This window comes from Lysobacter sp. FW306-1B-D06B (genome assembly GCF_038446665.1).
Classification (GTDB): Bacteria; Pseudomonadota; Gammaproteobacteria; order Xanthomonadales; family Xanthomonadaceae; genus Lysobacter_J.
The window spans coordinates 1,176,063-1,203,014 of record NZ_CP151802.1 but is presented as its reverse complement, the minus strand read 5'-3'; the positions used below and the strand labels follow the sequence as shown (position 1 = coordinate 1,203,014).

General features: G+C 69.2%; 22 protein-coding genes and 1 pseudogene. 10 read left to right on the top strand and 13 right to left on the bottom strand.

Annotated elements, in window-relative coordinates; translation table 11 throughout:
- Window positions 1–137 precede the first annotated feature (137 nt).
- The 5 genes and pseudogenes from kduI to AAFF32_RS05435 all read left to right on the top strand — a co-directional run bounded on the left by kduI (window position 138) and on the right by AAFF32_RS05435 (window position 2,919).
- The gene (kduI, locus tag AAFF32_RS05455; RefSeq protein WP_216961457.1) at window positions 138–983 is read left to right on the top strand and encodes a 5-dehydro-4-deoxy-D-glucuronate isomerase; all 846 of its coding nucleotides are present in this window, start codon (window positions 138–140) and stop codon (window positions 981–983) included.
- A 175-nt stretch (window positions 984–1,158) separates the two neighbouring features.
- Window positions 1,159–1,914 carry a 2-dehydro-3-deoxy-D-gluconate 5-dehydrogenase KduD gene (gene kduD / locus AAFF32_RS05450; protein ID WP_216961459.1) on the top strand — a complete coding sequence of 252 codons (756 nt, stop codon included), beginning with the start codon at window positions 1,159–1,161 and terminating at the stop codon, window positions 1,912–1,914.
- A 109-nt stretch (window positions 1,915–2,023) separates the two neighbouring features.
- Window positions 2,024–2,413 (top strand): annotated as a pseudogene (locus tag AAFF32_RS05445) (cupin domain-containing protein); the annotation flags it as partial.
- Between the two features lie 148 nt (window positions 2,414–2,561).
- Window positions 2,562–2,747: a hypothetical protein gene (locus AAFF32_RS05440; protein ID WP_342316746.1), complete on the top strand. Its 186-nt coding sequence runs from the start codon at window positions 2,562–2,564 to the stop codon at window positions 2,745–2,747.
- 13 nt (window positions 2,748–2,760) lie between these two features.
- Complete coding sequence (locus AAFF32_RS05435) at window positions 2,761–2,919, top strand: hypothetical protein (RefSeq protein ID WP_342316745.1); 159 nt, start codon at window positions 2,761–2,763, stop codon at window positions 2,917–2,919.
- Window positions 2,920–2,933: 14 nt separating this feature from the next.
- On the opposite strand, the gene AAFF32_RS05430 is transcribed toward AAFF32_RS05435, so the two are convergent.
- The 10 genes from AAFF32_RS05430 to AAFF32_RS05385 all read right to left on the bottom strand — a co-directional run bounded on the left by AAFF32_RS05430 (window position 2,934) and on the right by AAFF32_RS05385 (window position 17,874).
- Complete coding sequence (locus AAFF32_RS05430) at window positions 2,934–3,635, bottom strand: response regulator transcription factor (protein ID WP_216961471.1); 702 nt, start codon at window positions 3,633–3,635, stop codon at window positions 2,934–2,936.
- A 13-nt stretch (window positions 3,636–3,648) separates the two neighbouring features.
- Window positions 3,649–6,285 (bottom strand): sensor histidine kinase KdpD, encoded by a 2,637-nt coding sequence (locus tag AAFF32_RS05425; RefSeq protein ID WP_342316744.1) that lies wholly within the window; start codon window positions 6,283–6,285, stop codon window positions 3,649–3,651.
- A gap of 251 nt (window positions 6,286–6,536) precedes the next feature.
- Window positions 6,537–7,157 (bottom strand): potassium-transporting ATPase subunit KdpC, encoded by a 621-nt coding sequence (gene kdpC / locus AAFF32_RS05420; RefSeq protein ID WP_342316743.1) that lies wholly within the window; start codon window positions 7,155–7,157, stop codon window positions 6,537–6,539.
- Between the two features lie 84 nt (window positions 7,158–7,241).
- Window positions 7,242–9,317, bottom strand: coding sequence for a potassium-transporting ATPase subunit KdpB (gene kdpB, locus AAFF32_RS05415; protein ID WP_342317231.1), 2,076 nt, complete (start codon window positions 9,315–9,317; stop codon window positions 7,242–7,244).
- Between the two features lie 117 nt (window positions 9,318–9,434).
- Window positions 9,435–11,165 (bottom strand): potassium-transporting ATPase subunit KdpA, encoded by a 1,731-nt coding sequence (kdpA, locus tag AAFF32_RS05410; RefSeq protein ID WP_342316742.1) that lies wholly within the window; start codon window positions 11,163–11,165, stop codon window positions 9,435–9,437.
- 150 nt (window positions 11,166–11,315) lie between these two features.
- Window positions 11,316–11,408, bottom strand: coding sequence for a potassium-transporting ATPase subunit F (locus AAFF32_RS05405; protein WP_216961486.1), 93 nt, complete (start codon window positions 11,406–11,408; stop codon window positions 11,316–11,318).
- A 19-nt stretch (window positions 11,409–11,427) separates the two neighbouring features.
- Window positions 11,428–12,153 carry a TorF family putative porin gene (locus AAFF32_RS05400; protein ID WP_342316741.1) on the bottom strand — a complete coding sequence of 242 codons (726 nt, stop codon included), beginning with the start codon at window positions 12,151–12,153 and terminating at the stop codon, window positions 11,428–11,430.
- Window positions 12,154–12,348: 195 nt separating this feature from the next.
- Window positions 12,349–14,892 (bottom strand): mechanosensitive ion channel domain-containing protein, encoded by a 2,544-nt coding sequence (locus AAFF32_RS05395; RefSeq protein ID WP_342316740.1) that lies wholly within the window; start codon window positions 14,890–14,892, stop codon window positions 12,349–12,351.
- A gap of 107 nt (window positions 14,893–14,999) precedes the next feature.
- Complete coding sequence (locus AAFF32_RS05390) at window positions 15,000–16,850, bottom strand: DUF885 domain-containing protein (RefSeq protein WP_342316739.1); 1,851 nt, start codon at window positions 16,848–16,850, stop codon at window positions 15,000–15,002.
- Between the two features lie 94 nt (window positions 16,851–16,944).
- Window positions 16,945–17,874 (bottom strand): LysR family transcriptional regulator, encoded by a 930-nt coding sequence (locus AAFF32_RS05385; protein ID WP_342316738.1) that lies wholly within the window; start codon window positions 17,872–17,874, stop codon window positions 16,945–16,947.
- 127 nt (window positions 17,875–18,001) lie between these two features.
- On the opposite strand from AAFF32_RS05385, the gene AAFF32_RS05380 reads away from it, so the two are divergent.
- On the top strand, window positions 18,002–18,739 hold the full coding sequence (locus tag AAFF32_RS05380; protein ID WP_216961501.1) for an SDR family oxidoreductase: 738 nt from the start codon (window positions 18,002–18,004) through the stop codon (window positions 18,737–18,739).
- 52 nt (window positions 18,740–18,791) lie between these two features.
- The gene (locus AAFF32_RS05375) at window positions 18,792–19,706 is read left to right on the top strand and encodes an SDR family NAD(P)-dependent oxidoreductase (protein WP_342316737.1); all 915 of its coding nucleotides are present in this window, start codon (window positions 18,792–18,794) and stop codon (window positions 19,704–19,706) included.
- A gap of 85 nt (window positions 19,707–19,791) precedes the next feature.
- On the opposite strand, the gene AAFF32_RS05370 is transcribed toward AAFF32_RS05375, so the two are convergent.
- From AAFF32_RS05370 to AAFF32_RS05360, 3 genes are all read right to left on the bottom strand, one after another.
- The gene (locus AAFF32_RS05370; RefSeq protein ID WP_342316735.1) at window positions 19,792–21,864 is read right to left on the bottom strand and encodes a TonB-dependent receptor; all 2,073 of its coding nucleotides are present in this window, start codon (window positions 21,862–21,864) and stop codon (window positions 19,792–19,794) included.
- Between the two features lie 72 nt (window positions 21,865–21,936).
- A complete protein-coding gene (locus AAFF32_RS05365) occupies window positions 21,937–22,338 on the bottom strand; it encodes a DUF2946 family protein (protein ID WP_342316734.1) in 402 nt (133 codons plus the stop codon).
- A gap of 90 nt (window positions 22,339–22,428) precedes the next feature.
- Complete coding sequence (locus AAFF32_RS05360) at window positions 22,429–23,370, bottom strand: GlxA family transcriptional regulator (protein ID WP_342316733.1); 942 nt, start codon at window positions 23,368–23,370, stop codon at window positions 22,429–22,431.
- 114 nt (window positions 23,371–23,484) lie between these two features.
- On the opposite strand from AAFF32_RS05360, the gene AAFF32_RS05355 reads away from it, so the two are divergent.
- The 3 genes from AAFF32_RS05355 to AAFF32_RS05345 all read left to right on the top strand — a co-directional run bounded on the left by AAFF32_RS05355 (window position 23,485) and on the right by AAFF32_RS05345 (window position 26,951).
- On the top strand, window positions 23,485–24,291 hold the full coding sequence (locus tag AAFF32_RS05355; RefSeq protein WP_342316732.1) for an SDR family oxidoreductase: 807 nt from the start codon (window positions 23,485–23,487) through the stop codon (window positions 24,289–24,291).
- A gap of 63 nt (window positions 24,292–24,354) precedes the next feature.
- Window positions 24,355–25,926, top strand: a complete 1,572-nt coding sequence (locus AAFF32_RS05350) for an MFS transporter (RefSeq protein WP_342316731.1) — start codon at window positions 24,355–24,357, stop codon at window positions 25,924–25,926.
- Window positions 25,923–26,951: an HlyD family secretion protein gene (locus tag AAFF32_RS05345; protein WP_342316730.1), complete on the top strand. Its 1,029-nt coding sequence runs from the start codon at window positions 25,923–25,925 to the stop codon at window positions 26,949–26,951. Before AAFF32_RS05350 ends, AAFF32_RS05345 begins: the two co-directional genes overlap by 4 nt.
- Window position 26,952: the final 1 nt, after the last annotated feature.

Here is a 26,952-nt window from a genome sequence, read left to right as displayed (position 1 = left end):
CCTTCTCCCGCAAGGGGAGAAGGGACAAGCGTGCCATGGCCAACCCCTTTTGACACCGGTTACCAAAACCCGGCTATCATCGCCTCATGACCCCGCCAGGCGCCGTCCGCACTGGCCCGAACCACCGGAGAGGCCCGATGTTCCGCAAGACCTACCACGCCACCCACCCGGACATGATGGCCGGCGCCAGCAACGACCAGCTGCGCGAGCGCTACCTCATCGACGGCCTGTTCGTGCCGGGCCAGGTGGTCCTGAACTACTCGCACAACGAGCGCTTCGTGATCGGCGGCGCCGCGCCGACGACCGCGCCCGTCTCGCTGCCGCAGCAGACCGAGCCGGCCTCCGCCGCCGGCAAGCCGTTCCTGGAACGCCGCGAACTGGGCATCGTCAACGTCGGCACGGGCACGGGCTCGGTGACGGTCGACGGCACCGCTTACACGCTGGAGCCCAAGGACGGCCTTTACGTGCCGATGGGCAGCAGCGACGTGCAGTTCGCGTCGAACGACGCCGCCAATCCCGCCAAGTTCTACCTCGCGTCCACGCCGGCGCATGCGCGCTTCGAGGCCAAGCACATCTCCATCTCGCAGGCCGTGCCGCTGGAGCGCGGCGCGCTGGAGACGTCGAACGAGCGCACGATCTACCAGTACATCGTCCCGGCGACGGTGAAGAGCTGCCAGCTGCTGCTGGGCCTGACCATCCTCAAGCCGGGCAGCGTGTGGAACACGATGCCGCCGCACCTGCACGATCGCCGTTCGGAGGTCTATTTCTACTTCGACCTGGGCGACCAGCGCGTCATGCACTTCATGGGCGATCCGGCCGACATGCGCCACCTGGTCATCGCCAACGACGAGGCCGTGGTGTCGCCGCCGTGGTCCATCCACATGGGCTCGGGCACGAAGAACTACTGCTTCATCTGGGCCATGGGCGGCGAGAACCTGGACTACACCGACATGAACCAGCTGGACATCTGCCAGCTCAAGTGAACCCGCGTCATGCCCGCGAAAGCGGGCGTCCGTTCGTCCTGAGCGTAGGCGCACAGCGCCGAAGTCGAAGGATGAACGGAGCGGTGCCTGGCAGTCCTTCGACTTCGCTTCGCCACGCCCGGGACGAAGATCGTCTTGCGCGCGATCATCCATTGCATTGAAAGGGGAAGTTTTCATGGCCAATCCGTTCAGTCTCCAAGGCAAGGTCGCGCTGGTCACCGGCGCCAACACCGGCCTGGGCCAGGGCATCGCGCTCGCACTGGCCGAAGCCGGCGCGGACATCGCCGCTGCCGGCATCGCGCCGCCGACGGAGACCGAAGCGAAGGTGCGCGCGCTCGGCCGCCGCTTCGTCGCCATCGAGGCGAACCTGTCGAGCCTGGAGCCGATCGACCGCGTCGTGCGCGAAACGGTCGAAGGCCTGGGCGGCCTGCACATCCTGGTCAACAACGCCGGCCTGATCCGCCGCGCCGACGCGGTGGATTTCACCGAGAAGGACTGGGACGACGTCATGAACGTCAACATCAAGGGCGCGTTCTTCATGGCGCAGGCGGCCGGCCGGCAGATGATCGCCAACGGCGGCGGCAAGATCGTCAACATCGCCTCGATGCTGTCGTTCCAGGGCGGCATCCGCGTGCCGTCGTACACCGCCAGCAAGAGCGGCATCGCGGGCATCACGCGGCTGCTCGCCAACGAGTGGGCCAGCAAGGGCATCAACGTCAACGCGATCGCCCCGGGTTACATGGCCACCGACAACACCGCGCAACTGCGCGCCGACGAACAGCGCAGCGCGGAGATCCTCGGGCGCATTCCGGCGGCTCGCTGGGGCACGCCGGCCGATCTGGGCGGTGCGGCGGTGTTTCTCGCTTCGCGCGCGTCGGATTACGTCAACGGCGCGATCCTGCCGGTGGATGGCGGCTGGCTGGCGCGGTGATGTGACGCCGTGAATCCTCCCCTGCTTGCAGGGGAGGAGCGAAGAGCAAGGGAGTGGAGTAAACGCCATGATCCGCATCGCCGCCAGCATCCTCCTGTCGACCGCCTGCGCCGCGACGCACGCCGCAGAACCGCGCCGCGACTCCTACGTCGAAAATGCCCGCGACGTCGCCGTGCAGCAACCCGGCCCGCACGAGGGCAAGGGCACGACCACCGCGTACCCGTTCTTCGAGGACGCGCAAGGTTTCGACATCGTCTTCCGCCAGCGCGCACTGCACAAAGGCGCGACCATCGGCGAGCACCGCAACGACAAGGACGAGATCTACTATGTGCTCTCCGGCCGCGGCGAACTGCTGCTCGACGGAGCGCGCCGCGAGGTCGCGGCCGGCGATGCCATCCTCACGCGCGACGGCAGCACGCACGCGCTGGCGCAGCGCGGTGAGGAAGACCTCGTCATCCTCGTCGTCTATCGCAAACGCACCGCACCCGCGAAGCCCTGACGTCGCGATCGACTCGCGCGAAACCGTGCGTTCATGGTGAAGGCACCGTGACGCAATCACGTCGAACGCGTTAACGATGCACGCATTCGCCCGGCCTTAACCCGCGCCCCACGAGCATGCAGCCACACCACCGTGGAGACCCAGGCCGATGGCGTCGAGCAAGCGCGAACTCATCTCCCCCAATGGCGACAAGCGCTACGTGCGTCGCGACGAGAAGGGACGTTTCAAGGAATCCGACGACGTCGGTCGATCCCTCTCGCAGGACCGCAAGCGCTCATCCGACACCACCGTACCGTCCGGACAGGGCGATCGCGGTGACCAGAGGCGACGCTGAGCGAAGCGGGCCGATGAACAGACGCCAGATCTTCTTCCTGATGGCGGCCATCCTCATCGTCGCCCTGGCCGGCTACCTGTACTTGAACAGCCGGCAGGCCGCGCCGTTGCAGGATGCGTCGCCGAACGCCACCGGTTCGCTCGGGAAAGCGCCGCTGCAGGCGTGGACGTAAGCGTCCGATCCGTCCTAGGCGATGAACTTCAGCCCGACACCCGGCTCGGTCGCGATGTAACGCGGCCGCGCCGCGTCGTCGTGCAGTTTGTGACGCAGCTTGCCGACCAGCACGCGCAGGTAATGTGTGTCTTCCTGGTGCGTCGGGCCCCACAGTTCGCGCAGGATCTGCGGCTGCGTCACCACGCGCCCGGCGTGCTGCACCAGCAGTGCGAGCAGTGCGTACTCCTTGCGCGCCAGCACCACTGCGGCACCGTCCAGGGTCACCTCGCGGCGGACGAGATCGATGTGCAGATGGCCGTCGTCGAATACCGGCGGCGCCTCGGCACTGGTCACACGCGTGCGCAGCAGCGCGCGCACGCGCGCCATCAGCTCCTGCGCGCCGAAGGGCTTGGTGACGTAGTCGTTCGCGCCGCCGTCGAGGCCGGCGACCTTCTCGGCTTCATGCGATCGAACGGTCAACAGGATCACCGGCACCGTCGACCACTGGCGCAGTTCGCGCAGCACCTGCTGGCCGTCGCGATCGGGCAGGCCGAGGTCGAGGATCACAAGGTCGGCACCATGCGCGGCCAAGGCCTCCAACCCGCCCTGCCCCGTCTCCGCCGTTTCCACCGCATAGCCCTGCGCGCGCAGGCTGATGTCGAGGAACCGGCGGATCTGCGGTTCGTCGTCGATCACCAGAATGCGCGGCGGCGTGGTGGCGGAAGGGTCGCTCATCGGTGCGTTGCGTTCACGGCTCCAGGCGGGGCAGCGTAATCCGGATGGTCGTGCCGCGGCCACCCGGCCCCGGCAGCGCCTCCACGCTGCCGCCGTGCGCGCCGATCATGCCCTGCGTGATCGCCAGCCCCAGGCCCGTGCCCTGCCGCCCGCGGTCGCCGCGCTCCACGCTGTAGAACATGTCGAAGATGCGCCGGCGTTCGTCCTCGGGAATGCCCGGGCCGCGGTCGCGCACGTCGATGCGCAGCGCGCCGTCGACGTCGCGCGCCTCCACTTCGACCGCTTCGCCGCCCGGCGAGAACTTCGCCGCATTCTCCAGCACGTTGAACAGCGCTTGTTCGACCAGCGCCGGATGCACCCAGATCGGCGCCATCTCCGGCTGCACCGACACCTCGAAACGCGCCTGCGGCTCGTAACGCGACAGGCGCGTCACCGCCGAGCCGATCAGCTCGTCCACGCCGATCCAGTCGCGATTGAGCGTGAGGCCGCCGTGGCCCAGGCGCGTCATGTCGAGCAGGTTCTGGATGTAGCGGTCCAGCCGCTCGCCCTCGATGCGGATGGTGTCGAGCAGGCTGCGCCGGTCCTGCGGGCCCATCGCGTCGCCGTAATGGTCCAGGCTGCTGGCCGAACCGATGATCGAAGCCAGCGGCGAGCGAAGGTCGTGCGACACCGACGACAGCAACGCCGAACGCAATCGCTCGGTCTCGCTGCCCACGCGCGCGTCTTCCAGGTCGGCGACCAGGCGCGTGCGCACCAGCGCCTGCGCGATGTCCTCGGCCATCGCCTCGGCGAGTCGGCGTTGCTCCGCGCCCAGACGCGTGCCGTCGGGCAGACGCAGGCCGACCACGCCGGTCTCACGCTCACCCAGCGCCAACGGCAGGAACCACCAGTCCGAGCCGGCCAGCGTGTCGGTGAAATGGCCGGAAGCCTGGCGATGACGCATCGCCCAGTCGGCCGCGGCGCGGTCCTTTTCGTCGAGCACTTCGAAGTGCAGCGACTGCGCACCGGCATGCAGCACGACGTCCGCGTCCAGCGCACGACGCAACGCATCGCGGCCGGCATGCAGCACCTGGCCCAGGTCGGCCGCGGTGGACAGTTGCCGGCCCAGCGTCTGCAACGCCGTCGCCTGCGCGTTGGCGGCGCGCAGCGCGAGCACCTGCATGCGCAGCTTCGACGCGAGCCTGCCCGCCACCAGCGCGGCGATCAGGAACAGCACGACGGTGATCGCACCCTGCCGCGCGCCGATCATCAGCGTGAAGCGCGGTTCGATGAAAAAGAAGTTGTAGGCGAAGAAGCACAGCACCGCGGCGATCACCGCCGCCGTCATGCGCGTGCGCGCGGCGACCAGCACGACGGCGACGATGAAGATCAGCGACAGGTCGTCCAGTCCGATCCAGCGTTCGGCGAACCACGCCAGCGCGGTCGCCGCTGCCGCGGAAAACACCGCCAGCGCCGCATCGCTGCGCGTGAGCAGGCTGCCCGTGCCGCGCCAGGAGCGTCGCGCGCGTGCACGCGCCTCCGGCGTGCTGACGATGGTCAGCTCGTAATGCGCGCCGCGCTGGATCAGCTGCTGCGTCAACGTGCGGTTGAACATGCGCGCGACCGGCCGCTCGCGCGTGCGGCCGAGCACGATCGCGCTGGCGCCCGAGCGCGCACCGTGGTCCAGCAACGCATCGACGATGTTGTTCCCGTGCAGCACCAGCGCATCGCCGCCGAGGCGCCGGGCGAGCGCGAACGCGCGGTCGAGCTCGCGCTGTCGCGCGTCGTCCGTAGCCTCGTTGCCCTGCACGGTGACGACCGTCCACGGTGCATCGCGGCGTTCGGCCAGGCGGCGCGCCACGCGCACGAGGTACTCCGACTGCCCGCGCCCGTCGATCGCCACCATCACGCCGCGCCGCAGTGGCACACCGGGCAATCCGCGCGCGGCCTGCGCCTCGCGCAGATCGCTGTCGACGCGGTCGGCGGCGGTCTGCATCGCCAGCTCGCGCAGCGCGGTGAGGTTGCTCGGCGAGAAGAACGCCTGCAGCGCCTGCGCCGCCTGCTCGGGCACGTAGACCTTGCCCTGCTGCAGACGCTCGATCAGCTCGCGCGGCGGCAGGTCGACCAGCACGATGTCGCGCAGCCGGTCGAACACGGCGTCCGGCACGGTCTCGCTCACCCGTATGCCGGTGATACGGTGGACGACGTCGTTGAGGCTTTCCAGGTGCTGGATGTTGATCGTGGTATAGACGTCGATGCCGGCGTCGAGCAGTTCCACCACGTCCTGCCAGCGGCGTTCGTGGCGACTGCCGGGCACATTGCGGTGCGCCAGTTCGTCCACCAGCGCCAGCGCCGGCTTGCGCGCGAGCAGTGCGTCGAGGTCGAGTTCCTCCAGCGCGCGTCCGAGGTACTCCACGCGCCTGCGCGGCTGCAGCTCCAGTCCGTCGAGCAGCGCCGCGGTCTCGCCGCGACCGTGCGTTTCGACGATGCCGACGACCACGTCGAGGCCGCGCCGCTGCAACTCGCGCGCACGGGCGAGCATGGTGTAGGTCTTGCCGACACCCGGCGCTGCGCCGAGGAAAATCGTCAGCCGCCCCGCGCCTTCGCGCCGGAGTTCGCCGATCAGGGCGTCGGCCTGCTGCTCGCGTCGGGCGTCGTGGGAATCGGTCATGCGGGCATTGTGCTGGATGGTGGCTGCGGTTGCGTCGCTCGGCATACGGAGTAGGTGCCTGCGTTCTGGACTGGGCGTTCGGCGCGCTCGGCCCGACCTCCGCGCCGGCCTGTACCGTTCGTCCTGAGCGTAGCGAAGCGGAGTCGAAGGACGGGCGGGCGGCAGCGCTCCAGGCCCGTCCATCCTTCGACTTCGCGGCTTCGCCGCTACGCTCAGGACGAACAGGGTGAGATTGCGCGATCCGCCACGCCTCAGCGTGCGCGATCCAGCGCCACATTCAACTCCAGCACGTTCACCCGCGGCCGCCCGAGCACGCCGAACGTCGCCGGCTCCGTATGCCCGGCGACCAGCGCGTTCACCTGCGCCTCGCTCAGCCCGCGCGCCTTCGCCACGCGGGCGATCTGCACGCGCACGCCTTCGGGCGACAGGTGCGGGTCCATGCCGCCGCCGGACATCGTGACCAGCTCGGCGGGCACCTGCGCGGGTGCGATGCCTTCGCGCTGCGCGACCTGCTGGCGCAGTTCGTCCATGCGCTTGCGCAGGTCCGGATTGCTGCGCGCCAGGTTGCTGCCGGCGGCGGCCATCGGGTCGTAGTTGCCGGCCGATGGGCGCGGCTGGAAATAGCGCGCATCGACGAACGGCTGCGCGACCAGCGCCGAGCCGCGCGGCGTGCCGTCGACTTCGACCATGCTGCCGGTGGCCTGGTGCGGAAACAGCACGCGCCCGAGGCCCGCGCCCGCGAGCGAATACAGGAAGCCGAAGCCGGCCAGGATGACGACGGCGAAGCCGACGCTGGCGCGCAGCGTGGAGCGGTCGTCGATGGTGCGGGCGGGTGAATCGTGTGAAGCGGATGCAGCGATTGCGTGGTTCATATTCTGGAGTCCTTCGAGCGGTTGGCGGGTTCGGGCGCGGCCCTCGCCCCAACCCCTCTCCCGCAGGCGGGAGAAGGGCTTTCATCACAGGCCGAGCGCGACCAGCGCCATGTCGATCAGCTTGATGCCGGCGAACGGCAGCAGCACGCCGCCCACGCCGTACATCAGCATGTTCCGGCGCAGCAGCGCGACCGCGCTGGCCGGTCTGAAGCGCACGCCCTTCAGCGCGAGCGGGATCAGCGCCGGGATGATGATCGCGTTGAACACCAGCGCCGCCAGCACGGCGTTGCGCGGGCTCGACAGCGCCATGACGTTGAGCGCCGCCATCTGCGGGATCGCCGCGGCGAACAGCGCCGGCAGGATCGCGAAGTACTTCGACACGTCGTTGGCGAGCGAGAACGTGGTCAGCGCGCCGCGCGTGATCAGCTGCTGCTTGCCCACTTCCACCACGGCGAGCAGCTTCGCCGGATCGCTGTCGAGGTCGACCATGTTGCCGGCTTCCTTCGCCGCCTGCGTGCCGGAGTTCATCGCCAGGCCGACGTCGGCCTGCGCCAGCGCGGGCGCGTCGTTGGTGCCGTCACCGACCATCGCGATCAGGCGTCCGCCGGCCTGCTCGGCGCGAATGCGGGCCAGCTTGTCTTCCGGCCGCGCTTCAGCGATGTAGTCGTCCACGCCGGCTTCCGCGGCGATCGCGGCGGCAGTGAGCGGGTTGTCGCCGGTGATCATCACGGTGCGGATGCCCATCGCGCGCAGTCGCGCGAAACGTTCCTTGACGCCGTGCTTCACCACGTCCGACAGCTCGATCACGCCGAGCACGTGCCGGCCTTCGCTCACCACCAGCGGCGTGGCGCCGCCGCGCGCGACCTGTTCGATGCGACCGCGCAGTTCCGCCGGCACACTGCCGCCAAGCGCCCTGACGTGGCGTTCGATCGCATCGCCCGCGCCCTTGCGGATCGTGCGCGGCGCACCGTCCTCGCCGTCGAGCAGGTCCACGCCCGACATGCGCGTCTGCGCGGTGAACTGCACGTAGTGGGCGCGCTCCGGATCCTGCATCGGTGCGCCCTGCTCGCGCGCCAGCTTGACGATCGACTTGCCTTCGGGCGTCGGGTCGGCCAGCGAGGACAGCAGTGCGGCGTTGCGAAGCTGTTCGGCGTCGATGCCGGCAAGCGGGTGGAACGCCGTCGCCTGTCGATCGCCGTGCGTGATCGTGCCGGTCTTGTCGAGCAGCAGCACGTCGACGTCGCCAGCCACTTCCACCGCCTTGCCCGACTTCGCCAGTACATTGGCGGCCAGCGCGCGGTTCATGCCGGCGATGCCGATGGCCGGCAGCAGGCCGCCGATGGTGGTCGGGATCAGACACACCAGCAGCGCGATGAGCAGCAGCGGATCGAGCGTGGCGTTGACGAAGCCCGCCGGCGCCGGCAGCGTCGCCACCACGATCAGGAACGTCAGCGTCATCGCCGCCAGCAGCATGGTCAGCGCGATCTCGTTCGGCGTCTTCTGGCGATTGGCGCCTTCCACCAGCGCGATCATGCGGTCCAGGAAGCTCTGGCCCGGTTCGGCGCTGACCTGCACGACGATTTCATCCGACAGCACCTTGGTGCCGCCGATCACGCCGGAACGGTCGGTGCCGGCCTCGCGCAGCACCGGCGCGGATTCGCCGGTGACGGCGGCCTCGTTGATGGTCGCCACGCCTTCGACGATCTCGCCATCGGCGGGAATGAACTCGCCGGCGGAGACGATCACGTGATCGCCCGGCTTCAACGTGGCGGCGGCGAGGCGCGACTCGCCGCCCACGCGGGTTCGACCGTTGAGGCGGCGCGCGATCAGGTCGCGCCGTGCCGCGCGCAGCGAAGCCGCCTGGCCGCGACCGCGCGCTTCGGCGATGGCCTCGGCGAAGTTGGCGAACAGCACCGTCACGAACAGGATCAGCGTGACGGCGATTCCGAAGGCGCGGCCTCCGGAAAGCGCATCGCCCGGCGTCACCGCCGTGATCAGCGCCGACAACAGCGTGCCGAGCAGCACGATGGCGATGATCGGGCTCTTCAGCGCCTGGCGCGGGGCCAGCTTGCGGAAGGCGTCGAGCATCGCGGCGCGCAGAACGGCCGCGTCGAACATCGCCGCCTGCCTGCGCGCGGTGCCGAGATGGGATTGGGTCATGTCGTTCATGGTTTCGTTTCCGTCTTCGTCATTCCCGCGAAAGCGGGAATCCAGTGCCTTCGTGCGGTGCGGGGAACGTCGCTGGATCCCCGCGTTCGCGGGGATGACGACCAAGGGTCATTGCGCCGCGAGCGTCAGGTGGTCCGCGATCGGCCCCAGCACCAGCGCCGGGGTGAACTGCAGCACCGTGAGGATCACCACCACCGCCACCAGGGTGAGCGCGAACGTCGGTGTTTCGACGTGCAGCGTGCCGCTGCTTTCCGGTGCGACGCGCTTGCGGGCGAGCAGGCCGGCGACGGCCAGCGGCACGATCAGCGCGGGGAAGCGGCCAAGCGCGAGCACGATCGCGCAGCTGAGGTTCCACCAGTACGTCGCATCGCCCAGACCCTCGAACCCCGAGCCATTGTTGGCGAACGCCGAGGTGTACTCGTAGAACACCTGGCCGATGCCGTGGAAGGACGGATTGGAGTTGCCCGTGATCGACGGGATCGCCAGCGTGACCGCGCTGAAGCCCAGCACGACCAACGGTTGCAGCAGGATGAGCAGCGCGAGCAGGCGCACTTCCGGCGCTTCAAGCTTGCGGCCGAACAGTTCGGGCGTGCGGCCCGTCATCAGGCCGGCGAGGAACACGCTCAGCAGCAGGTAGACGAGGAACTGCTGCAATCCGCAGCCGATGCCGCCCCAGATCGCGTTGATCAGCATGTTGACCATCGCCACGCCACCGGTGAGCGGCGCGAGCGAGTCGTGCATCGCGTTCACCGAACCGTTGTTGACCTGCGTGGTCAGGCCCGACCACAGCGCGGAGGATTCCACGCCCAGGCGCACTTCCTTGCCTTCCATCACCGCCGGATCGCTCGCCGTGGACGAGTACGCTTCCGACCACATCGACATTCCGGTGGACGCCACCGACATCAGCAGCATCGTGCCGAACACCATCGCGGTGAGGCGACGGCGTCCGACCAGCGGGCCGACCATGAAGGTGATCGCGATCGGGATCAGGACGATGCCGAGCATCTCGATGAAGTTGGACAGCGGTGTCGGGTTCTCCAGTGCGACCGCGCTGTTGGGGCCGTACCAGCCGCCACCGTTGGAACCCAACTGCTTGGCCGCGACCATCGGCGACACGGGGCCGAGCGGGATCTTCTGTTCCTTCATTTCCGCGCTGGCGTCGATCGGCGCGACGGTCGGGCCGCTTTCCAGCGTCGAAGGCACGCCTTGCCAGGTCAGCAGCGCCGACCACAGCAGGCACAGCGGCAGCATGAAGCGCAGCGTGGCGCGGGTGACGTCGGCCCAGTAGTTGCCGAGGTCGCGGTCGGTGTCGGAGGCGCTCACGGCCGCAGGCGATGCTGACGCATCGCCAAGGCGCGCGGCCGTTCGCCCGCCAAACAAGCCTCTCAGCGTCGCCACCGCGACCGCCAGCCCCATCATCGGCGTCACCACTTGCAGGCCGACGATGCCGACCATCTGCGAGAGATAACTCAGCTGCGCCTGGCCGGAGTAGTGCTGCTGGTTGGTGTTGGTGAGGAAGGACACCATGGTGTGCAGCGCCGTGTCCCAGCGCATGTTCGCGATGCCGTCGGGATTGAGCGGCAACCACGCCTGGGTCATGAACTGCACCCACACCACCAGCCCGACGACGAGGTTGCTCAGCGCGAATGCCTTCGCATAGCCGCGCCAGGTCATGCCGCGCGCGGGGTCGGTGCCGAGCAGTTTGTAGATCGCGCGCTCCACGGGACCGAACACCGCGTCCAGCGGTGAACGATCGCCGCGCATCACGCGCGCGAGGTAGAGGCCCAGTGGCCATCCCAGCAGGATGGCGAGCAGCAGTACGAGAAGAAATTCGGTCATGGGAACAGTCCCGTGGTGTTGCCCCCTCCCCTGCTTGCAGGGGAGGGTTGGGGAGGGGTTGCGAAGCCGCATCGCGGCGAGCTCGGACGCTGACGCGCCCTCACCACCCCCTCCCAACCTCCCCCTGCAGGCAGGGGGAGGAGCAGGTGATTAGAAGTCTTCGGGGCGAAGAATCACGTACAGCAGATACGCAGCGGCCATCACCACCGCGATGCTGCAAACGAAGGCAAGCCAGCCGGGCATGTCGGTGTCTCCGGTGAGATCAGAAGGAGGCCTGGATCGCCGCTTCGATGCGGCTTCCGGCGAAGTCGTCGCCAAAGATCCGCTTGGCGCCCGAATCGGTTCCGTGTGCGGTCACGCGCAATTCCAGCGGTGCCTTGACCGCCCAGATCGCGCTGAGCTGGCCGTGCGCGTAGCGCTCGTCGTACACGTCGTCGAGGAAGTAGTAGCCGGCAGCGGCTTCGAAACGCAGCGTGTCGTTGACGTGGAAGCGCGCACCGAGCTGCGTGTAGGTGCCGCTTTCCTCGCTACCGAGCGCTTCCGGCGACCAGCCAACCGACAGCCAGTAGTTGCCCGCGTAGGTCAGCGTGCCGTTGAGCTCGGTCCAGTTGAGGTCGACCGTGGTCGAGGGGTACTGGTAGCGCAGCACGTTCACGTCGACGGCCCAGTCCGGCGCGATCTCGCCGGCCCAGCCGACGGTGAAATCCAGTTCGCTGCTCGCGTGGGTGTCCGGCGCGAACTCGACGTTGGAGCCCCACACCGAGCCGTAGAAGCCGGAGTCGCCGGCGAGCTTGAAGCCCGCCTGCACGGCGGCGTCGCCCTGGGTCTGGGTGGTGCCGCGCCACACGTAGTCGCTGGTGAGCGCCGCGTTGCCGCTCAGCTGCGCCGCCTGCGCGGTCGCGCCCAGCGACATCGCGCCGACGATGGCGAACGCGGCAAACGGCAAGTACGCGCGCAATTCCTGCGCGCGGAAGATCGCGTGTTTCATAACCCTGCTTGGTATCGACGAGGCCATCCGGCCACGGCGCAAATTTTCGGCAGCAGGGGCGTAAAGCCTCTATTCGCGGGGCCGGCGGGGGCGTAAAGCGCGCGTAAATTCGCGGTTGCCCACCGGCATCCATGCGGTGACGCGAGGGAGGCGTGCATTCCCGCCTTCACGGGAACGCCTGCCATCGGGCTGCGTCTAGCCCGGCGGGTGATCCGCCCCGTCACCGTCCGCATCCGCGCGCCTGGCCGCTTCTGCGCGCGGCCCCAACCGCTCGCCCGCCTGCTGCGACACCGATCGCAGGTGCACGTCCTGCTGCGGGAACGGCAACTCGATGCCGGCCTTGTTCAACGCGATGAACATGCGCGTGACCATGTCGCTGCGGATGTTGGCCGAGTTGTCGTAGTCGTACGTCCAGGCACGGATGCTGAAATTCAGCGCACTCGCACCGAAGCCGGTGAACAGCACCGCCGGCTCCGGATTGGAAACGATGCCCGGCGTCTGCAGGATGGTGTGCGTCAGCACCGAGGTGACCTGCGCCGGGTCGGAGCCGTAGCCCACGCCGATGTCCACGTCGAGCCGGCGATTGCGGTCCAGCAGTGTCCAGTTGGTCAGCTTCTCCGACAGCAGCGTGCCGTTGGGGACGACCACGTCGGCGCCGTCGAAGGTCTTGATGGTGGTGGCACGCATGCCGATCTCGCGCACGCGGCCGGACGTGCCGGTGATGTCCACCACGTCGCCGGGCTGGATCGGCCGCTCGAACATCAGGATCAGGCCCGAGACGAAATTGTTGACCACGTTCTGCAGGCCGAAACCGATGCCCACGCCCAGCGCGCCGAAGATGAAGGCCAGCTGCGTCATCTTGAAGCCCGCGGCGGACAGCGCGACCAGCACGCCCAGCAGCAGCACTGCGTAATACGTGAGCGATGCCACCGAATTGCCCACGCCGCGCGGCAGCGACATGCGCGTGAGCACGGCCTCCTGCAACAGGTAGCGCGTGGTCTTGGCCGCCCAGAACGCCACGTACACCGACACCATGAACACCAGCACGTGGCCGAGGCTGATGGAGAGCTCGCCGAGCTGGAAAGCGTGCGTGAGGATCGACTCGGCGAAGGCGTACAGCGGCCGGAAGATGCGGAACCGGTTCGTCGTGAAGACGACCCAGCCGATCACCGCGACGAACGTGAGCAGGCGCACGGTCAGCGTCAGCAGCGGCGTGGCGTGGTCGCGCACGATCTGCGAACGCGCATCGCCGCCGCGCGCGAACAGCAGTTGCAGCAGCGCCACCGCGACGGTCATGCCGGCGTACAGCACCAGGCCGAAGTAGCCGCTGTCGATCACGCCGCTGTTGAGCATCTCGGCCATCGAGACGTTGCCGATGACGTTGGAGACGATCGACGCCGCCAGCAGCAGCACGCTCACCCAGGCCGCGACGTGCACGGCGCGGCCGATGCGCCCTTCCAGTCCGGAATGCTCCATCGCGCGCGCGCGCCACAGCAGCCACAGCGTCATCGTCAGCGCCAGCGTCGCCAGCACCAGGTGATACCAGCGATACACCAGCGAGTTGGAGAGAAAGAAGAAGCTCAACCGCTCCAGCAGGTACAGCGCAGTGGCGACATACGGCCAGCGACCGAGCAGCCGCGTGCTCTGCGGCGGCAGCAACCGCAGCACCGGCACCAGCGCGACCAGCATGGCGAACTGGTGCAGCAGCAGCGGCGCGTCGGGCTCGAAGGCCAGCACGCCCATCATCGACAGCAGCAGCCACGACGATATGGGACGTCGCAACACGCGCGTGGTGGCGTCCGTATCGACCGTCGGCGCCGCCGATGCATCGGGCGCATCTGCCGTATCGGGTGCAACCGCCGCCGCGCGACGCGTGCGCAGCGCCAGCCACAGCAGCACGGGCAGCAGCAGCAACTGCAGGATGTGCAGGAAGCGCTGGTTGCCGAAGTCCGCCGCGCCGTACTCGGCCATGAAGCGCGCTTCGATGCCGATGCCGTTGGTGATGGAGGTCATCGCGTCGCCTTCGTCGCTGGCGCGCGGCGCGGCCGCCCACAGCGGCTGGGCGTCGAACCGGATCAGGCGGCTGTCGATGAACTCGATCGCATCGGCCACGGCACGCAGGCCGGCCTGGATGCGCGCATCGATGAGGTTGGCGCGGCGCCCGAGCGCGATCTGCCGCGCCAGTGGCGTGGACAGCGACTGCTCGGCCGCCTTCAGCTGCGCCACCAGCGCGTCGACACGATTGGCCAACGCCGCGGGCATGTTGCCGGCGCGCGCGGCGACCTGCGTGGCCTCCCAGTCGGCGCGACGCTGCGCAAGCTGCGCGGCGTCCATCGCGTACGGCTGCGTGGCGCGGCGCATGTCGTCCTGCCAGCGCGCGAAGCGGCGGGCGTCGAATTTCCAGTGGCGCTCGAAACTCTCCAGCCGCATCACCGGCAGCGCGCGCAGCTGGGAGGCGCGGAACAGCTTGGCCTTCTCGTCCACGGACTTGGCGATGGCGTCCAGGCGCGGCGACAGCTGGTCGGTGGGATCGACCTCGCGCGCACGCAGGATCACCGATTCGGCGAAACGCTCGTCGGCATCGGCGCGCAGCGGGATGTCGGCCACCGGGATCGCCGCCGGGGCCTTCGGCACACTGGCCGTGATGTCCGGGAGCGCGGTCTTCTCCTGCGCGAACGCGGGCGCCGCGGCCATCGTCAGCCACAGCAGTGCGCACAGCCAGCGCGTGATTCCTCGCATCGTGCCTCCGGCGACGTCTGGGCGGAGTCTAGGCGAAATGGCCGTGGCAGGCGGTGCACGACGTGAGGACCGAGCCTGCCGCACCCCGGACGCGGTCGTGACCCACCTCAGCGGGCCTTCGCGACGGTGCCGCGCTGCGTGCGTATCCAGTCGTCCACCGATGCCTCCAGCACCGCCAACGGCATGGCGCCATTGCCTAGCACGAGGTCGTGGAAGGCACGGATGTCGAAGCGTTCGCCCAGCGCGGTGCGCGCACGTTCGCGCAGTTCGACGAACTTGAGGTGGCCGATCTTGTACGAACACGCCTGGCCGGGCTGTACCAGGTAGCGGTAGACCTCGATGCGCACTTCGTCCAGGGGCATGCCGGTGTGTTCGTGCATGTAGGCGATGGCCTGCTCCGGCGTCCAGCGCTTGCGGTGCAGGCCCGTGTCCACGACCAGACGCACGGAGCGGAACAGCTCGGCGCGCAGCCGGCCCAGGTCGCCCCACGGGTCGTCGCGGTACAGCCCCATCTCGGAGGCGAGCTGTTCGGCATACAGCGCCCAGCCCTCGCTGAAGGCGCTGGGATTGAGGCTGCGGCGCAGCATCGGCAGGTCGGTCAGCGTCTGCCCGATCGCGATCTGGAAATGATGGCCGGGCGAGCCCTCGTGGTAGGTCAGCGTCGGCAGGCTCCAGCGCGTATTCGCTTCCAGGTTGCCCAGGTTGATGAAGTAGATGCCCGGGCGCGATCCGTCCATCGCCGGCTGCACGTAGTACGCGCCGGGCGCGGTGGCCTGCGCTTCCTTCGGTACCGGGCGCACGTCCAGCGGTTGCGGCGGCGTGCGGCCGAAGTAGTTCGGAATGTGCGGCGTGAGCGCCGCGAGCGTGCGCTTGATGTCGCCCACCAGCTCGGCCCGGCCCGCGTCGGTATCGGCGTACTGGAAGCGCGGGTCCTTCACCAGCGCGGACATGCGTTCGCCGACGCTGCCGGTGCGCCGATCCTGCGCGACCAGCAGCGCGTCCATCGCCTTCTCGATGCGCGCCACTTCGTCCACGCCGATGCGGTGGATCGCATCGGCGCCCAGATCGGTGCTGGTGTTCCAGCGCAACGCTGCGTCGTAGTACGCATCGCCGCCGGGCAGCGCCCACATCCCGCGACTGCCGGGCTTGCGCGCGATTTCCTCGTCCAGTCGCGCCAGCAGGCGCGCATAGGCGGGATTGGCGTCCTCGCGCACGGCCCGCGCCGCCTGCGCGAGCAGTGCCTCGCGCTGCTGCGCCGTGAAGGCGCCCACCTTGTCGAGCTTGCGCCGGAACGATTGCACCAGCGGGCTCGATGCCGGATCGGGCTGCGTCAGCGCGCGGATCTGCGAGGCCGCGCCTTCCATCGCCACCTGCGGCGGCAGCACGCCGTGCCTGGCCTGCAGGTCGAAGTTCGCGCGCACCTGGTCGATCTTCGTCGCCACCGCATGCAGGCGGGAGATGTACGCGCGCGCGCTGGCTTCGTCGCGCACGGCGTGCTGGTTTTCGAGGAACGCGGGCAGTTGCGCCGGCACGCTGAACAACTGGTCCACCGCATACGTCGACGCGCCCACGGGCAGCCACGCCGGTGCCCAGTCGGGTTGCATCAGTTCGATCTGGCGCTGGTAGAACCACACCGCCAGCCCGTGGCTCCAGCGATCCTGCCCGGTGAGGCGGCTGGCATCGATGCGTTCGAGCGCGTCGAGATTGCCCTGCATCTGCGCACGCAGTTCGGCGCGGCGCGGCAGCGAGACGTCGGTGAGTTGCCCGGACAGGTCGATGCCGTCGCCGGACAGGCCCAGCAACGTGCGCAGTTCGGGATCGTGACGCACCGATTGCATCGTCTGCACGTCGATCAGCGCACCGACACCGGCCGGTGGCGTGTCCGCGCTCGCGACATGGACGGACAGGGCGAGACTCAACGCGGCGCTCAACAGCAGCGCTTGGGACGCAAGACGCATGGGCACTCCGGGGAAGGGAAGATCGGCGCGAGCGGACGCATCCGCGCAGGCGCGCCATCGTGGGCGCAGGCGGCGCGGCCGTCGAGTGTAGCGGTCACGTTCCGTGGTGCGACCCGTCGATCTCCTGCGTCGATGCGGTGCGCGCGGCGAACTCGCGCGCCGCCCAGTCCAGGAACACGCGCACGCGCGGCGACAGCTGCCGCGTGCGCGAATACAGCAGCGACACCGGCACCGACGGCGGCGGCATGCGCGGCAGCAACTCCACCAGCGCACCGCGGCGCAGGTCGTCCTCGACATGGAAGCGCGGCACCTGCGCCAAGCCGAGGCCGAGGCGGATGCCGGCCAGGTAACTCTCCGTGCCCGTCACCGAGAACGTGCTGGGCAGCGACACGGCCTGCAGCTGTCCGTCGACCATGAACTCCAGCGGCGTCACCGCGCCGGTGGTGATCGAACGGATGCCGACGACGCGGTGGCCGTCGAGGTCGTCCAGACTCGCGGGCGTGCCGTGGCGTGCCAGGTACTGCGGCGTGGCGCAGGTGAGGCGATCGAGCATCGCGACCTGCCGCGCAACCAGTTCGCTGTCGCGCAGGCGTCCCCAGCGCAGCGCGCAGTCCACGCCCTCCTGCACCAGATCGACCCAGCGGTCGCTCTCGCTCATCGACAGTTCGATGTCCGGGTAGCGCTCGAAGAACGCCGGCAATGCAGGCAACAGGAAATGACGCGCGATGGTGCCCTGCACTTCCACGCGCAGCAGGCCCTTGGGACGGGCGCCGAGGAAGGCGCCGTCGGCATCCTCGATGTCGCCCAGGATCCCCAGGCACCGGTGGTAGTAGGCCTCGCCGTCCAGCGTCGGCCGCACCACGCGCGTGGTCCGTTGCAGCAATCGGGTGCCCAGGCGGGTTTCCAGGGCGCGGATCACCGTGGTGCAGGTGGAGCGCGGCACCTCCATGTCGTGCGCGGCCTGGGTGAAGCTGCGCCGCTCCACCACGCGGACGAACAGGCGCATCGCGTCGAAACGGTCCACGGCGGGCCTCCGATTGTTCGAATTGATTGAACAGTCAGGCCAATCCTAGCCCGATTATCTCCGAACGACGGAGTTCCAGACTGTGCCCACGCCGCCGATCTCGGCCGGCGCCAGACCCGGAGCCCCCATGAACACCCCGACCCGAACCGCCCTCGTCACCGGTGCCTCGCGCGGCATCGGCGCCGCCATCGCCCGCCGCCTTGCGGCGGACGGCTTCACCGTCGTCGTCAATTACGCCGGCGCCTCCGCCGACGCCGACGCCCTCGTGGCGGAGATCGAACAGGCCGGCGGCCGCGCCGTCGCCGCGCAGGCCGACGTCTCCGATGCCGCCGCCGTCGCCCGCCTGTTCGACAACGCTCAGGCCGCGTTCGGTGGCGTGGACGTGCTGGTCAACAACGCCGGCATCATGCGCCTGGCGACGCTGGCCGAAAGCGACGACGCGCTGTTCGACAGCCAGGTCGCGATCAACCTCAAGGGCACGTTCAACACGCTGCGCGAAGCCGCGCGCCGACTGCGCGACGGCGGCCGCATCGTGAACCTGTCCAGCAGCGTGGTCGGCCTCACGCCGCCGACGTATGCCGTCTACGCCGCGACCAAGGCCGCGGTGGAAACGATGACGCAGATCCTCAGCAAGGAACTGCGCGGCCGCAACATCACCGTCAATGCCGTCGCGCCCGGCCCGACTGCGACGCGGCTGTTCCTGGACGGCAAGCCGCAAGACGTCATCGAGCGCCTGGCCAAGCAGGCGCCGCTGGAGCGCCTGGGCCAGCCGGAGGACATCGCCGCCACGGTCGCCTTCCTCGCCGGCCCCGACGGCGGCTGGATCAACGGCCAGGTGCTGCGCGCCAACGGCGGCATCGTCTGACGTCACTTTCACGCGCGCCGCCGCCGCGCGGCGCCCGTTCGTGGAGAACCACATGAACACCGCAACCAAATCCGTCGTCCTCATCACCGGTGCCTCCAGCGGTTTCGGCCGCCTCGCCGCCGAAGCGCTCGCCCGCGCGGGCCACACCGTCTACGCCTCGATGCGCAACACCGCCACGCGCAATGCGCCGGTGGTCGAGCAGATGCAGGCGTTCTCGCGCCAGTACGGCGCCGACCTGCGCACGGTCGAGATGGACGTGCAATCGCAGCCTTCCGTCGACGAAGCCGTCGCCCGCGTCATCGCCGACGCCGGCCATATCGACGTGGTGATCCACAACGCCGGCCACATGGCCTTCGGCCCCGCCGAGGCCTTCACGCCGGAACAGTACGCGCAGCTGTACGACATCAACGTGCTCAGCACGCAGCGCGTGAACCGCGCCGTCCTGCCGCACCTGCGCGGTCAGCGCGACGGCCTGCTGCTGTGGGTGTCCAGCAGCAGCGTTGCCGGCGGCACGCCGCCGTACCTGGCCCCGTACTTCGCGGCGAAGGCGGCGATGGATGCGATCGCCGTGCAGTACGCGCGCGAGCTGTCGCGCTGGGGCATCGAGACTTCGATCATCGTGCCCGGCGCGTTCACGCGCGGTACCAATCACTTCGCGCACAGCGGGCAGCCGGACGATGCAGCGCGTGCGGCCGAGTACGACGACGGCCCGTACGCCGGATTCGGCGAGCAGGTGCGCGAGGCGTTCGCCGAGATCGTGCCGGAGGACGCGGACGTCGCGCTGGTGGCCGAGGCGATCGTCGCCATCGTCGATGCGCCGCGCGGCCGGAGGCCGTTCCGCGTGCACGTGGATCCCCCGCAGGACGGCGCGGACGTGGGCTTCACGGTAACCGACCGGTTGCGTGCGGAGATGCTGCATCGCGTGGGCTTGTCGGATCTGCTGGCGGCGCGGATCGGGGCGCATTGAAGGCGCCGCCCTTCTCCCGCTCCGCCCTCACCCCAACCCCTCTCCCGCAAAGCGGGAGAGGGGTTTTCTTCCTTGCACGACGCCCTTACTGCATCGCGAACTCCAGCCCCACGTACACCGAGCGCCCGTCGCCCGGCAGGAAATTCGCCTGGTCCATGCTGCGCGCGTCGGCGACGACGTTCGTGCTGGAGATCCACTTGCGATCGGCCAGGTTGCGCGCATCCACGAACCACGACCAGCGCGATGCGACGCGCCCGCCCACGCGAACGCCCAGTACCGAATAGCCCGGTGCGCGAAAGGTGTTGGCGTGGTCGATGTAGTAGTCCTGAGGCACCCACTCCAGGTTCGGCGCGATGTACAGCGACTCGCCCGGCGACCAGCGCAACGACGCGCGCAGCTGCTGAGGCGGGATGCCGGCCAGTGCGTTGTCGCCGTACACCGCGTCATGGTCGAAGCGGAAATCGTTCCACAAGTAGTTCGCCGACAGCCGCCATTGCTCGGCCAGGCGCCAGCCCAGGCCGAGTTCCAGCCCCTGATGGATCGTGCGATCGGCATTCACCGTGCCCAGCGGATTGCCGTTGCCGTCGGTCAGCGCCAGCAGTTCGCCGTCCACGCGCGCGCGGTACAGCGCTGCATCCAGCGACAAGCGCTCACGCTGCACGCGCACGCCGATCTCGGCCGTGGTCTCCTTCTGTTCGTCCACCTGCGTCACGCCGGGGCCGCCGGTGAGTTCGCCGAAACTCGGCGGTTCCAGGCTGCGGCTGACGTTGGCGAACAGCTGCGCCGTATCGTCGAACAGATAGCGCACGCCCAGCTTCGGACTGAAGCCGGAGTAGGCCACGTCGAAACTCTCGTCGCGTCCGCCGGTGATGAAGCCGTCGCGTGAGCGGCGCGTTGAGTGCAAGCCCTGCGCACCGACGGCGAACGTCCACTTCGCATCCAGCCAGGTCTGGTCCTCGACGTAGGCCTTGGCGTTGCTTGCGCGCTGGTCGAAGCGGTTGGTGCGCGCGCCTGCGTGCCCGGCGACGTTGACGAAGCGGTCGTCGTCGATGTCGCCGCGCACGTAGGTGATGCCGGCGATCAGCACGTTGCGATGGCCGGCGAGTTCGCCTTCCTGGCGCCAGCGCGCATCGATGCCGACGTCGCGGCTGTCCTGGTCTAGCACCTGGTAGATCGGATGGTGCAGAGACTTGTCGGACAACCACGTGGAGACCGTCAGCGTGCGGCCCAGCGACGGCGCCCAGCCCAATGTGCCGGCGATGCGGTCCAGCCGAAAATCGCGGCGCTGGTCGAGCGCGACGTTGCCCGGGTTGGCCACGCGCGGATCGGACTTGGCCTGCGCGAGGGTGAGGTTGCCGGGCAGTTCGGAGCGCGTGTCGACATGCGTGAGGTAGATGCGCGCATCGAGCGTGTCGCCGAAGCGATAGCCGGCATTGCCGAAGAGGCGGTAGTTCTCCTGCTGCGAATGATCGCGGTAGCCGTCCTGCTGTAGTCCGGTGAGACTGAGGTAACCATCGGCGCGCAGCGAAGCACCGGCCAGCGCCAGCTGCTCGCGGCGATAGCCGAAGCTGCCCACTTCCATGCGCGCGTCGAGCATGGGCGCGTCGAAACCGGTCGGCGAGACGAAGTTGATCGCGCCGCCCAGTGTCGCCGCGCCGTACTCCAGCGCGTTGGCGCCGCGATAGACCTCGATGTAGCGGGCCGCCAGCGGTTCGATCGCCTGCATGTCGAAGGCGCCGTCGGCGAGGTTCAGCGGTGCGCCGTCCTGCAGCACTTCCACGCCGCGCCCGTGGAAGGTGCGCTGCACGCCGGAGCCGCGGATCGACAATCGCGCCTCTTCCGCGCCGAAACGCGACTGCACGAACACGCCCGGCGCATACCCCAGCGCATCGGTGAGCGTGCTGACGCGGCCGTCGCGGTACGCGTCGGCATCGACCAGCGCGGTGGCGCCGGCGCGCTGATCCAGGCGTTCACGCGCCTGTTGCAGCGATTCGACGCTGGCGATCGAGGGGCGGGCGCCGTGCACTTGCACTGCATCCAGCGTGGTCGCGGGCGCAGGCTCGGGTTCGGCGAAAGCGGAGGCACAGGGTAACAGGACCGCAGCGACGGCCACGGCCAGACGCGACGCATGCGGCGTCGCGGAGAAAGGAATAGGCATGGAAACTCCAAAAGCACGGGACGCGCGCGAACGACGTCGCGCACGCAACTCAGGGGATGAGGAACGTGACTTTCAGAGGGCGAGCGGCGGGCCGCGCGAGCCCAGACCGCTGGGATGCAGGAACGCGCGCAGCGGCGATCTGCGCCACGGCGGCAACGCGCGACACGCGGCCTGCGGCGCGACGAACAGCGTCCACACCAGCAGCAGGACCAGGCCGGCGAGCACCGGGCAATACGCGCAGTCTTCGCCCGACATTCCGGATGGCTTGGGCGTGGGCGGATCCAGTGGATGGGCGTCGCCGGGTGCGATCTTCACCAGCTTCAGCCCCGCCATCGTGCACATCTGCGCCCACACGCCGCGCGAATCCGCCGACGAGCCCGACAGGACGCGCCCCACCGTCGGCAACGCCAACAGCAGCAGCATGGCGAACAGCGCCAGCAGCGTCATGCGTCGGTGGAAGGCGGGGGTGCGCACGGGGCGCATTGTAATGACGCGATCGTCGTCGGTCCTGACGTGGGTCAAGAACACCCGCCTCGGCAAACCGCGCCGCGCGGTGCGGCGGAATCAGGCGCTGGCGAGCCGCGCCGTGCGCCGCAGGGCCTGCGGTGGTTGCCCGAACGCGCGCAGGAAGGCGCGGCGCATGCGTTCGGTGTCCGCGAATCCGGTTTCGGCGGCCACTTCGTCCATCGTGTGCCGGCTCTGTTCGATCATCACGCGCGCCGCCTCCACGCGCATGTGTTCGACCGCCTTGGCCGGCGACTGCCCGGTTTCCGCACGGAACGCGCGGCTGAACTGGCGCGGGCTGAGGTGCGCGGCGTCGGCGAGTTCCTCCACCGTCAGCGCCGCGCGCAGGTGGCTGCGTGCGTAGCTGAGTGCGCTCTGGATGCGGTCGGTCTTCGCATCCAGTTCAAGCAACGCGGAATGCTGCGATTGCCCGCCCGCGCGGCGATGGTAGACCACGAGTTTCTGCGCGACCGCGCGCGTGAGCTCGGCGCCGAAATCCTTTTCGATCATGCCCAGCGCCAGGTCGACGCCGGCGCTCATGCCGGCCGAGGTCCACAGCGCGCCGTCGATGATGAAGATGCGATCGTCCTCGACGATGGCGTTCGGGAACTGCGCCTGCAACTGGCGCGCATGGAACCAGTGCGTGGTGACGCGATGCCCGTCGAGCAGTCCGGCTTCGCCCAGCAGAAAAGCACCCGTGCACACCGACGCGATGCGGCGCGTGGATTGCGCGGCGCGGCCGATCTGGCGGATCAGGCCGGGACGGGTCGGTTCCGGATGCAGCAGGCCGGTGACGATCAGCGTGTCGAGCTTCTGCCGCGACAGCATCCGCGACTCGATCGGCACGCCCAGCGAACTGGGCACGGCGCCGCCGTGCTCGGAGACGATGCGGATGCCGTACAGCGCCTCCTTCGCAGTCACGTTCGCCAGTTCGAAGGCCGACGCCGCGGCCATCCCCATGATCTGGAAACCGGGCGGCAGGGCGAATCCGATGGTGAGCATGGCAGCCTCCGGGGGCATGGCCTGAAACGAGGTATATACGACATTTGAGACATGGGCAAGGCGGTCTAGATTTCAACCCGCACCCGGCATCCGCCGGACTACCGGACCTCCCCCATGAACACCCGCATTCATCAAGGCACGGCGCTGATCACGGGCGCCTCTTCCGGCATCGGCGCCCTGTATGCCGACCGCCTGGCCCGCGCCGGCCATGACCTGATCCTGGTCGCCCGCCGCGCCGACAAGCTGCGCGAGCTGGCGCAGGAGCTGACCACGCGCACCGGCCGCTCGGTGGAAACCATCGCCGCCGACCTGACCCGCCCCGAAGACCTGGCGCGCGTGGAAGACCTGCTGCGCCGCGACGCCAGCATCACCGTGCTGGTGAACAACGCCGGTGTGGGCGCGACGGCGCCGCTGCTGCAATCCGACGTCGCCGCGATGGACCGCATGATCACCCTCAACGTGAACGTGCTTACGCGCCTGGCCTATGCGGCAGCACCGGCCTTCGTCGCGCGCGGCACGGGCACGATCATCAACATCGCCTCGATCGTCGCGCTGGCACCGGAGCTGCTCAATGGCGTGTACGGCGGCAGCAAGGCGTTCGTGCTGGCGTTCTCGCAGTCCTTGCAGCACGAGCTGGCCGACAAGGGCGTGCGCGTGCAGGCCGTGCTGCCGGGCGCGACCGCCACCGATTTCTGGGACGTGGCCGGCACGCCAGTGACGCATCTGCCGCAGGAGATCGTGATGCCGGCCGACGCAATGGTCGACGCCGCACTGGCCGGGCTGGCGCAGGGTGAGACCGTGACGATCCCGGCCCTGCCCGACATCGCCGACTGGAACGCGTTCGAGCAGGCACGCAAGGCCATGGCCCCGGGGCTGTCGCGCTCGCGTCCGGCCGCGCGCTACGCCGTCGCCACTTCGTGATCCACGCCGATCGCCGGCGCGGCCGTACCGTGCCGGCGATCGCGCATCGCCTCTTCTCATGCCATGAACGCACAGGTCGCCACCGCCGTCTCCGTCGACGAAACGCGCTTTCCGCCCGCCGTGATGGTCGCGCTCGCGGGCTCGTTCCTCGCGAACATGACCGCGCAGTTCGCGTCGGCCAATCTCGCCGACATCCAGGGCGGCCTGGGTGCTTCCGCGGACGAAGCATCGTGGATCACGACGGTCTACACCGTCGCCAGCTTCGTCGGCATCGCCGTCTCACCCGTGCTGCTGCGAACGCTCGGCCTGCGTCGCTACTTCATCGTCAGCGCCGCGTGGTTCGCCGTGTGTGCCTGGCTGTGCGCGATGGCGACGTCGCTGCCTTCCCTGCTGGTGGTGCGCGCACTGCAGGGACTCGCGGGCGGCACGTTCGGGCCGATGGCCTTCGCCGCCGTATTCCTGCTGTGCAAGGGCACGCAACGACTGCAGGCGATCGCGCTGCTGTCCTTCGTACTGCTGGTGTCCGCGAACGCCGGCCCGGTCGTGTCCGGCCCGCTCGAAGCGATGCTCGGCTGGCGCGCCTTGTTTCTCGCGCAGTTCTGGGCGATGGCCTTGCTGGCGCTTGCCGCGCTGCGATGGATGCCCGTCGCGCCGGTGAATCGCGAGGGCCTGCGGACCCACTGGCCCGCGATCGCGCTGTTCGCGCTCGCATCGGGCGCGTTGATGCTGGTGCTGAGCCAGGGCGCGCGCCGGTTCTGGCTGGAAAGCCCGGTCATCGCGTGGTCGCTGGCGCTCGCCATCGGCGCGGCGGTGGGTTTCGCCGTGGTGCATCGCTTCTCGACGCTGCGCATCCTCGATGCCGCCAAGGTCGTCGAGCGCCGGTTCGGCCTCTCGCTGCTGCTGAACCTGCTGTTCCGCTCGACCTTCGCCGTCAGCGCCTATCTGATCCCGCTGCTTCTCGTGCAGACGCAGTCCGCGCGACCGCTGGATCTCTCGCAGACGCTGGCGTGGTCGCTGCTGCCGCAGATCGCGACGTTCCCGCTGGCATGGCGCCTGCTGCACCGCGTGGACAGCCGCGTGTTGATGGCGGCGGGCGTGACGTTGCTGGCCGGCGGCGTCGCGCTGGCGGGTTCCTCCACCTCGCTCGTCGCGGGCGAGCAGTTGCGCGCGAGCCTGGTGCTGATCGGCGTGGGGCAGATGCTGTTCGCGGTGCCGAACCTCGTCGTCGGCGCACTCACGCTCAAGCCGCAGGACGGGCCGACCGCGACGATCGCCTTCAATCTCACCACGCTGGGCGGCACGACGCTGGGCACCGGCTTGCTCTCGCATTTCACGATCGAACGCGAGAAGCAGCACTCCAGCGTGCTCGTCGAACACGCCTCGTGGCTCGCGCCGGATACGGCCGAGCGCCTGTCGCTGCAGGCGACCCCGTGGTCCTCGCGCTTCACCGACGACCTGGCGGGCGCGGCATCGCTGGCGCAGCTCGGCGGTGCCGTGCGCCGCCAGGCGTGGGTGCTGGCAGCCAACGACGCGTTCGCGCTGATGGCCGCCGTCGCACTGCTCGGCCTGGTCGGCATCGTACTGCTCGGCCGCTGCCCACCCCTCTCCCGATCCATTCCCGGAGCCGCTTCATGAAACTGCGAACTTCCACTCTCGCCGGTCTTGCGGCGGCCGCTCTCGCGACGGCCGCGGTCGGCACCACGCTTTCACCCGGCGGACTCGTGCAGGGCTGGGACCGGCATTACACCGACAACGCCTACGTGCGCGGTGACGTCACGCAGATCAGCCCCAAGGTCTCGGGCCACGTCACGCAGGTGTGGGTGCGCGACAACCAGCGCGTGAGGGCCGGTGAGGTGCTGTTCCGCATCGACGATCGCGATTTCCGCGCACGCGTCGAACAGGCGGAGGCCGCGCTCGCCGCACGCACGGCCGCGGTGGGCAATCTCGACGCCCAGTTGGAGTTGCAACGCGCGGTCGTGCGACAGGCGCAGGCCGCACTCAACGAATCCTCCACCGACGCCGCACGCGCCGCGCGCGATGCGGGACGCGCCCGCCAACTGGCCGGCGAGCGCTTGATCGCCGCATCGCAGTTCGATCAGCTGGTGTCCTCGGCGCAGGGCGCATCCGCGCGTGTAGCCGAGATGCAGGCCAACCTGATGGCCGCGCGCCAGCGCATCGAAGTGCTCGAAAGCCAGCGTCCGCAGCTGCGCGCCGACATCGAAGCCGCGCGCGCCAACGTCGCGTTGACGCGCATCGACCTGGACAGCACGGTCGTGCGCGCGCCGGTCGACGGCCGCGTGAGCGAACGCGCTGCGCGGGCGGGTCAGTACGTGAAGGCCGGCACGCCGCTGATCGGGTTGGTGCCGCCGGAACTGTGGGTGGTGGCGAACTTCAAGGAGACACAACTGGAAGGCATGCGCGTCGGCGCGGGCGTGGACGTGGCCATCGACGCAGTACCGGGCGTGGAATTCCGTGGCCGCGTGGACAGCCTGTCGCCTGCAAGCGGCGCCCAGTTCGCGCTGCTGCCTCCGGACAACGCGACCGGCAACTTCACCCGCGTGGTGCAGCGCGTTCCCGTGCGGATCGCGCTGGTGGATGCGCCGGCGCACCTGGTCGACCTGCGGCCGGGCATGTCGGCCACCGTCCGCGTGCGCGACTGAG

Coding starts and splice junctions, on each gene's coding strand:
- kduI (WP_216961457.1), top strand. CDS start 138: ATGTTCCGCAAGACCTACCACGCCACCCACCCGGACATGATGGCCGGC.
- kduD (WP_216961459.1), top strand. CDS start 1,159: ATGGCCAATCCGTTCAGTCTCCAAGGCAAGGTCGCGCTGGTCACCGGC.
- AAFF32_RS05440 (WP_342316746.1), top strand. CDS start 2,562: ATGGCGTCGAGCAAGCGCGAACTCATCTCCCCCAATGGCGACAAGCGC.
- AAFF32_RS05435 (WP_342316745.1), top strand. CDS start 2,761: ATGAACAGACGCCAGATCTTCTTCCTGATGGCGGCCATCCTCATCGTC.
- AAFF32_RS05430 (WP_216961471.1), bottom strand. CDS start 3,635: ATGAGCGACCCTTCCGCCACCACGCCGCCGCGCATTCTGGTGATCGAC.
- AAFF32_RS05425 (WP_342316744.1), bottom strand. CDS start 6,285: ATGACCGATTCCCACGACGCCCGACGCGAGCAGCAGGCCGACGCCCTG.
- kdpC (WP_342316743.1), bottom strand. CDS start 7,157: ATGAACCACGCAATCGCTGCATCCGCTTCACACGATTCACCCGCCCGC.
- kdpB (WP_342317231.1), bottom strand. CDS start 9,317: ATGACCCAATCCCATCTCGGCACCGCGCGCAGGCAGGCGGCGATGTTC.
- kdpA (WP_342316742.1), bottom strand. CDS start 11,165: ATGACCGAATTTCTTCTCGTACTGCTGCTCGCCATCCTGCTGGGATGG.
- AAFF32_RS05405 (WP_216961486.1), bottom strand. CDS start 11,408: ATGCCCGGCTGGCTTGCCTTCGTTTGCAGCATCGCGGTGGTGATGGCC.
- AAFF32_RS05400 (WP_342316741.1), bottom strand. CDS start 12,153: ATGAAACACGCGATCTTCCGCGCGCAGGAATTGCGCGCGTACTTGCCG.
- AAFF32_RS05395 (WP_342316740.1), bottom strand. CDS start 14,892: ATGCGAGGAATCACGCGCTGGCTGTGCGCACTGCTGTGGCTGACGATG.
- AAFF32_RS05390 (WP_342316739.1), bottom strand. CDS start 16,850: ATGCGTCTTGCGTCCCAAGCGCTGCTGTTGAGCGCCGCGTTGAGTCTC.
- AAFF32_RS05380 (WP_216961501.1), top strand. CDS start 18,002: ATGAACACCCCGACCCGAACCGCCCTCGTCACCGGTGCCTCGCGCGGC.
- AAFF32_RS05375 (WP_342316737.1), top strand. CDS start 18,792: ATGAACACCGCAACCAAATCCGTCGTCCTCATCACCGGTGCCTCCAGC.
- AAFF32_RS05370 (WP_342316735.1), bottom strand. CDS start 21,864: ATGCCTATTCCTTTCTCCGCGACGCCGCATGCGTCGCGTCTGGCCGTG.
- AAFF32_RS05360 (WP_342316733.1), bottom strand. CDS start 23,370: ATGCTCACCATCGGATTCGCCCTGCCGCCCGGTTTCCAGATCATGGGG.
- AAFF32_RS05355 (WP_342316732.1), top strand. CDS start 23,485: ATGAACACCCGCATTCATCAAGGCACGGCGCTGATCACGGGCGCCTCT.
- AAFF32_RS05350 (WP_342316731.1), top strand. CDS start 24,355: ATGAACGCACAGGTCGCCACCGCCGTCTCCGTCGACGAAACGCGCTTT.
- AAFF32_RS05345 (WP_342316730.1), top strand. CDS start 25,923: ATGAAACTGCGAACTTCCACTCTCGCCGGTCTTGCGGCGGCCGCTCTC.